This is a genomic window from Burkholderia sp. AU4i, from assembly GCF_000466765.1.
Lineage (GTDB): Bacteria > Pseudomonadota > Gammaproteobacteria > Burkholderiales > Burkholderiaceae > Burkholderia > Burkholderia cepacia.
This window is the reverse complement of record NZ_ASSI01000237.1, coordinates 1-5,564: the sequence shown is the minus strand read 5'-3', so window position 1 is coordinate 5,564 and position 5,564 is coordinate 1. Positions and strand designations below refer to the sequence as shown.

At 68.4% G+C, this 5,564-nt stretch carries 4 protein-coding genes; 2 read left to right on the top strand and 2 right to left on the bottom strand.

The window, feature by feature from the left end; genetic code table 11:
* Window positions 1-1,124: AsmA family protein (locus L810_RS38375; protein WP_042977994.1), on the bottom strand; the 1,124-nt coding region annotated here is incomplete at its 3' end.
* 147 nt (window positions 1,125-1,271) lie between these two features.
* Window positions 1,272-2,708, bottom strand: coding sequence for a DUF1254 domain-containing protein (locus L810_RS38370; protein ID WP_021163520.1), 1,437 nt, complete (start codon window positions 2,706-2,708; stop codon window positions 1,272-1,274).
* Window positions 2,709-3,160: 452 nt separating this feature from the next.
* Between L810_RS38370 and L810_RS38360 the strand changes: the two genes are divergently transcribed.
* Window positions 3,161-3,484, top strand: coding sequence for a type II toxin-antitoxin system HicB family antitoxin (locus tag L810_RS38360; RefSeq protein WP_021163518.1), 324 nt, complete (start codon window positions 3,161-3,163; stop codon window positions 3,482-3,484).
* Between the two features lie 183 nt (window positions 3,485-3,667).
* The coding region (locus L810_RS46505) for a heavy metal translocating P-type ATPase (RefSeq protein ID WP_081712957.1) at window positions 3,668-5,564 on the top strand (1,897 nt) is incomplete at its 3' end.

The window sequence follows — 5,564 nt, the reverse complement described above, 5'->3', positions numbered from 1 at the left end:
GCGGGCGCGGCGCCCGGCGCCGCCGGCTTGCCCTCGGCGGCGTTCGATGCGGCTGCCGGCTGCGCGGCGAGCTTCTCGACGTTCAGCACGCCCTGCTTGTCGCGCGACAGGTCGACCACCGGCTGGTCGATCCGGATCTCGTCGAAGTGCAACGCGTTGCGCAGCGGCTCGAGGCTGGCCGCCGCGACATGCACGCCGCGCGCGGCGAACAGCGGCGCGGACGCGTGGTCCGTCACCTTCGCGTCGTTCAGGTCGACGGTGCCCGATACGCGCAGCGCGGGCGTCTCGCCGCTCATCACGAAATCGACCTTGAGGTCGCTGCTCAGCAGGCCGCTCGTCACGGCCACCGGCAGCTTCGCGGGCACATACGAGATCAGCTTCGGCACGTCGAGGCCGTCGAATTTCAGCGCGATCTCCGATTCGCGCGACTGCGCGAACGGCTTGGTCTTGCCGTCGATCGCAATCGGGCTGCCGTCGAAGCGCGCGCGCAGCTTCGGCTCGACGAAGATGTCGGTCTTCGATGCCAGCGTCGCGATATACGGAATGCCGAGCGTCCAGTTGTCGACGACGTGCTTTTCGTTCAGCAGGCGGTCGTCGAAATCGATCCGGCCGTTGTTGACCTGGATGTTCGACACCGAGAACTGCGTCGGCTTGCTTTCCGGTTTGGGCGACGGCGTCGAGAATTTCTCGATCAGGTCGGTGAAATTGAAGCGCTGCGCATCGTAGCGGACGATATGGAACTGCGGCGAGTCGAGGCGGATTTCATTGACGATCGGCGCACCGCGGAACAGCGACGACCACGACGGCCGCACGACGAGCTTCGCGATGTCGATGAAGTCGCCCTGCCCGCCCTTGTCGCCGAGATGGATGCCGTCGGCCTCGAGGTTCAGCGTGTACGGGTTCAGCGCGATGCGCCGGATCGTGGCGGGGCGGTCGAGCTGCTGGCTCAGCTGCTGTTCGGCGATATGGCGGATCAGCGGCGGCGCCGCGAAGAACCCGAGCAGTCCGAATAAAACGAGGAAGATCAGCAGGCCGAGGCCGATGCGCCGGGTGCGGCGCGAGCGTGCAACGCCACCGAGGGCATGGAGGGTCGAGGGTACGGTTTCTTTGTCTGCGCTTGCCATGCTTGAATGCCTCGGGATGGGATGCCGGCCGTACCGGAGAACCGGTCGGCCGCGCACGCTATCCCGAAAGTATAGGCTCAGGAGGTGACGGTACGAGGTTCGGGCGCCGTCGCGCCCGCCGGTCGGACAACGCCGCCGGCCCTCCGTTCATTTCCGGACGACGACGGGCGGCATCCACGATCCGTCGCTCGCCTGCGGCTTCGGTGCGTACAGGCGCAACGCGAGAGCGAAATCGGTGCGCGGCGCCGGCAGCCAGTTGCCCGCATGCGTGCCGCCCGGCGACGCCGACACGACGATGTCGATCGACCCGTCGTGATTGCGGCGCAGGCGGTCGCGATCGCCGAGCGAACGGCGCGCCGACCCGACGTCGGGCAGCGCGCCGTTCGTCGCATACGGCGTGAGCGTCCAGAACGCGCGAACCGGCGGCAGCGCGCCCGGCGCGAAATGCAGCACGTAGCGGTTCGCTCCGTTCAGCGGATGGCCGTCGCTGTCGACACGCACGACCGCGAGCGTTTCGTCGTCGCGCGTCGCGGTGCCGAACTGCGTGTAGGCCGCGTACGCACGCAGCGTGTAGTCCTGGCCGTACTTGCCGGCCGTATCGCCGATCCAGCTCCAGCCGTTCGCGTTCAGCAGGTTCGACGGCGGGGTCGCGAGCCGCGCGCGCGCCTCGGCGACGCCGGCCGTCGCGGCCGCGAGGCGGTCGCCCGTCCACAGCACCGGGTAACCGGCCGACACGCCGATGTCGCCGAGCAACGCCTGCGCGTGTGCGTCGTCGGCCGGCGCCGGGTTGTCCTGCAGCGCCTGCGCGAAACGCGCGAAGAACGCCTTCGGGTCGAGCGCGGCCACCTGCTCGGCCGGCGTGCCGCCGCCCACCGCCTCGGACGGCGCGCTGCCCGCATGAACCGCCACCGACGCGCCGCGCGCCGCACCCGTGTAGACGGACAGCGGCACCACGCGGATCGCGCGCTGCAGTTTCTTCACGTTCGTCAGGTCGCGCCCGCCGCTCGTCTGCAGACGGACCTCGAGCCACGCGTTGGCCGACGGGACGTCGATCCGGACCGCGCCCTTCGGCAGCGTGCCCTGCCAGTCCTTCGCGGCGAAGGCAATCGTTTGCGATCGCACACTGCCGCGTGTGCCGCGTGCAGCCACGCTCGACGACGACCACAGCACGTTCGTCCACATGTCGAGCGCACGCGCGTCCCAGTAACGGCCGCGCGTGTCGGGCAACGTGACGATCACGGGTTCGGCGGCGACGTCGAGCCAGCCGGTCGAGTCGAGCGTGTCGACGCCCGGCAGCGGCGGATTGACCGCGCCGACGGGCGGCAGCGCCTGCGCGTGGCGCAGCGTGTTGAGCGGCGCCTGCCCCGGCTGCGCGCCGTCGCCGCCCGTCGCCGCTTCCTTCGCGACGTCCATCAGCACGAGCGGATACGCATATACATAGGAGTCGGCGACTTCCGCGCGCATCCAGCCGGTTTTCCGCTGAATGGCATCCGGTTGCGACGCGCACCCCGCAAGCAACGCCGCCATGGCCAGCGACGCGCACGCGCGCCGCAGAGAAACTGATTCCTGCTGGTTTTCAATCATCGAGTACTGGCCGAATATCGTTCTTTTCAGTCAACGCCTTGTGCGACGCGCAAATGGCGAAAGCAAGGCACCCCAGCGTGCCCGGACAACCGTTTCGTGACGTTGCGTAACGGTGGGCGCTGATGTCAGGCCGGTATCATAGCGCCTACGGGCATCCCCTAATATGCCGAATAGCTGGCCGAACGCTAGCCCTATTGTCGACAAAATCGAAATAGTTCTGGCGATTTGCAACAAAACAGGCGATATCGGCGCGACACACGCTCAAGGCGAAACAATCTCGATTGCAGGGGCCGGTTGGTCGATTGTCGAATGGTGTCACTAATGACACCATTCGATATGTCTGGCGTATGGAAGATCCTCGAACTCATGAGGCGCAAGCCCGCGAACGTGCGGTTCAACGATCAGGTGCGACAGGTTCTCGACGCGATGGATCGACTGAAGGAACAGAAATCATGACTCAAGACCACTTTACGTACCGCGTAACGTGGTCCCCGGAGGATGGGAAGCACGTTGGCCTGTGCGCGGAATTCCCGTCTCTTTCGTGGCTCGACGCAACGCCGGAAGGTGCGCTGGCCGGTATTCGCCGGCTAGTCGCCGATGTCGTTCGCGACTTGACCGCAAACGGAGAAAAGGTGCCAGAGCCGATCGCCGACCACACCTACAGCGGTGAATTCAAGGTTCGCATCCCGCCGCAGGCACACCGCGCGCTGGTGATCCAGGCCGCCGAGCAGGGCGTCAGCCTGAATCGTCTCGCGAGCGCCAAGCTCTGCGCCTGATCGCGCAGTCGAGCGCAAAGGCCCGCCCCTCCCGGATGTCGGTCAGGAATCCGGGAGATTGCTTTTCCGCGTTGTGACACCCTGTGTGCATCGGCATGCGCTGCCGCCGCTTGACCTTACCATCATGGGAACGTTGATACTGGGTCCATTCGCGGCACGAGCCGTGCATTTTGGGAATCCGACATGACTGAACCACTTGCCTCCGCAGCGCTGCACACGATCGAGCTGAGCGTCGACGGCATGCATTGCGGCGGCTGCACGGGCCGCGTGCAACGGGCGCTGGCCGCGGTGCCGGGCGTGGTCGACGCGGCGGTCGACCTCGACGCGCACGCGGCGACGGTGACTGCGCAGGAAACCGTCGACGCCGCACGACTGATCGAGGCGGTCGGCGCAGCCGGTTACGGCGCCTCCGTACGCGCACCGGTGCTCGAAGCCGCCGCCGCCGCGCATGCGCATCCTGTCGAAGCATCGCCCGCGCTGATGGCCGCAGCCGCTTCGACAGCCGGCCATCCGCTTCCAGCCAACAGCACCATCGAACTCGATATCGACGGCATGACCTGCGCGTCGTGCGTGTCGCGCGTCGAGAAAGCGCTGGCGAAGGTGCCGGGCGTCACGCGCGCGTCGGTCAACCTCGCGACCGAGCGAGCTACGGTCGATGTCGCGCCCGACGTTACCGCCGCCCGGCTCGCCGAAGCCGTCAAACAAGCCGGATACGGCGCGACGCCGGTTGCTGGCGCGGCCATCCCGCCGGCTGCGTCCATCGCCCCCGCCGACCTCGAACTCGACATCGACGGCATGACCTGCGCGTCCTGCGTCGGCCGCGTCGAAAAAGCGCTGGCCGCCGTGCCGGGCGTCGCGCGTGTTTCGGTCAACCTCGCGACCGAGCGCGCATCGGTGCACGGCGCCGGCGCCCTCGACGCCGCCACGCTGATCGCGGCCGTCACCACCGCCGGCTATCGCGCGTCGCTTGCTGACGCGTCGTCAGCCGGTGCGACGGCCGGCGCCGACGCGCAACCGGCCAGCGCCGCGCAGGACCCCGAAACTCGCAAGCGCCTCGAAGCGATCCGCGAACGCGATCTCGTGATCTGGTCTGCGGTGCTGAGCGCGCCCCTGATCGCGCCGATGCTCGTCGCGCCGTTCGGCATCCACCTGATGCCGAACGGCTGGGTCCAGCTCGTGCTCGCCTCGATCGTCCAGTTCGGCTTCGGCGCGCGCTTCTATCGCGCGGCCTGGCACGCGGTGAAGGCGCGCACCGGCAACATGGACCTGCTCGTCGCGCTCGGCACGTCGGCCGCGTACGGGCTGAGCCTGTGGATGCTGCTGCGCGGCACCGGTCATTCCGGCCACCTGTATTTCGAGGCGTCGGCCGTCATCGTCACGCTGGTGCGCTTCGGCAAATGGCTCGAATCGCGCGCGAAGCGCCAGACCACCGACGCGATCCGCGCGCTGAACGCGTTGCGTCCCGACCGGGCCCGCGTCGTCGAGCACGGCGTCGAACGCGACGTGCCGCTGGCGCAGGTGCGCGTCGGCACCCGCGTCAGCATCCGGCCCGGCGAGCGCGTGCCCGTCGACGGCCGGATCCTGTCGGGCCGCTCGCACGTCGACGAATCGCTGATCACCGGTGAAAGCCTGCCGGTGCCGAAGGACGACGGCGACCCCGTCACGGCCGGCTCGATCAACGGCGAAGGCGCGCTCGTCGTCGAAACCACCGCGATCGGCGCGGAGACGACGCTCGCGCGCATCATCCGCCTCGTCGAATCCGCGCAGGCCGAGAAGGCGCCGATCCAGCGGCTCGTCGATCGCGTGAGCGAGGTGTTCGTGCCCGCCATCCTCGGCATCGCCGTGCTGACGCTGGCCGGCTGGCTGATCGCCGGCGCCGGCACCGAAACCGCGATCCTCAACGCGGTCGCGGTGCTCGTCATCGCGTGCCCGTGCGCGCTCGGCCTCGCGACGCCCGCCGCGATCATGGCCGGCACGGGCGTTGCGGCGCGGCGCGGCGTGCTGATCAAGGATGCGCAGGCGCTCGAACTCGCGCAGCGCACCACGGTGATCGCGTTCGACAAGACCGGCACGCTGACCG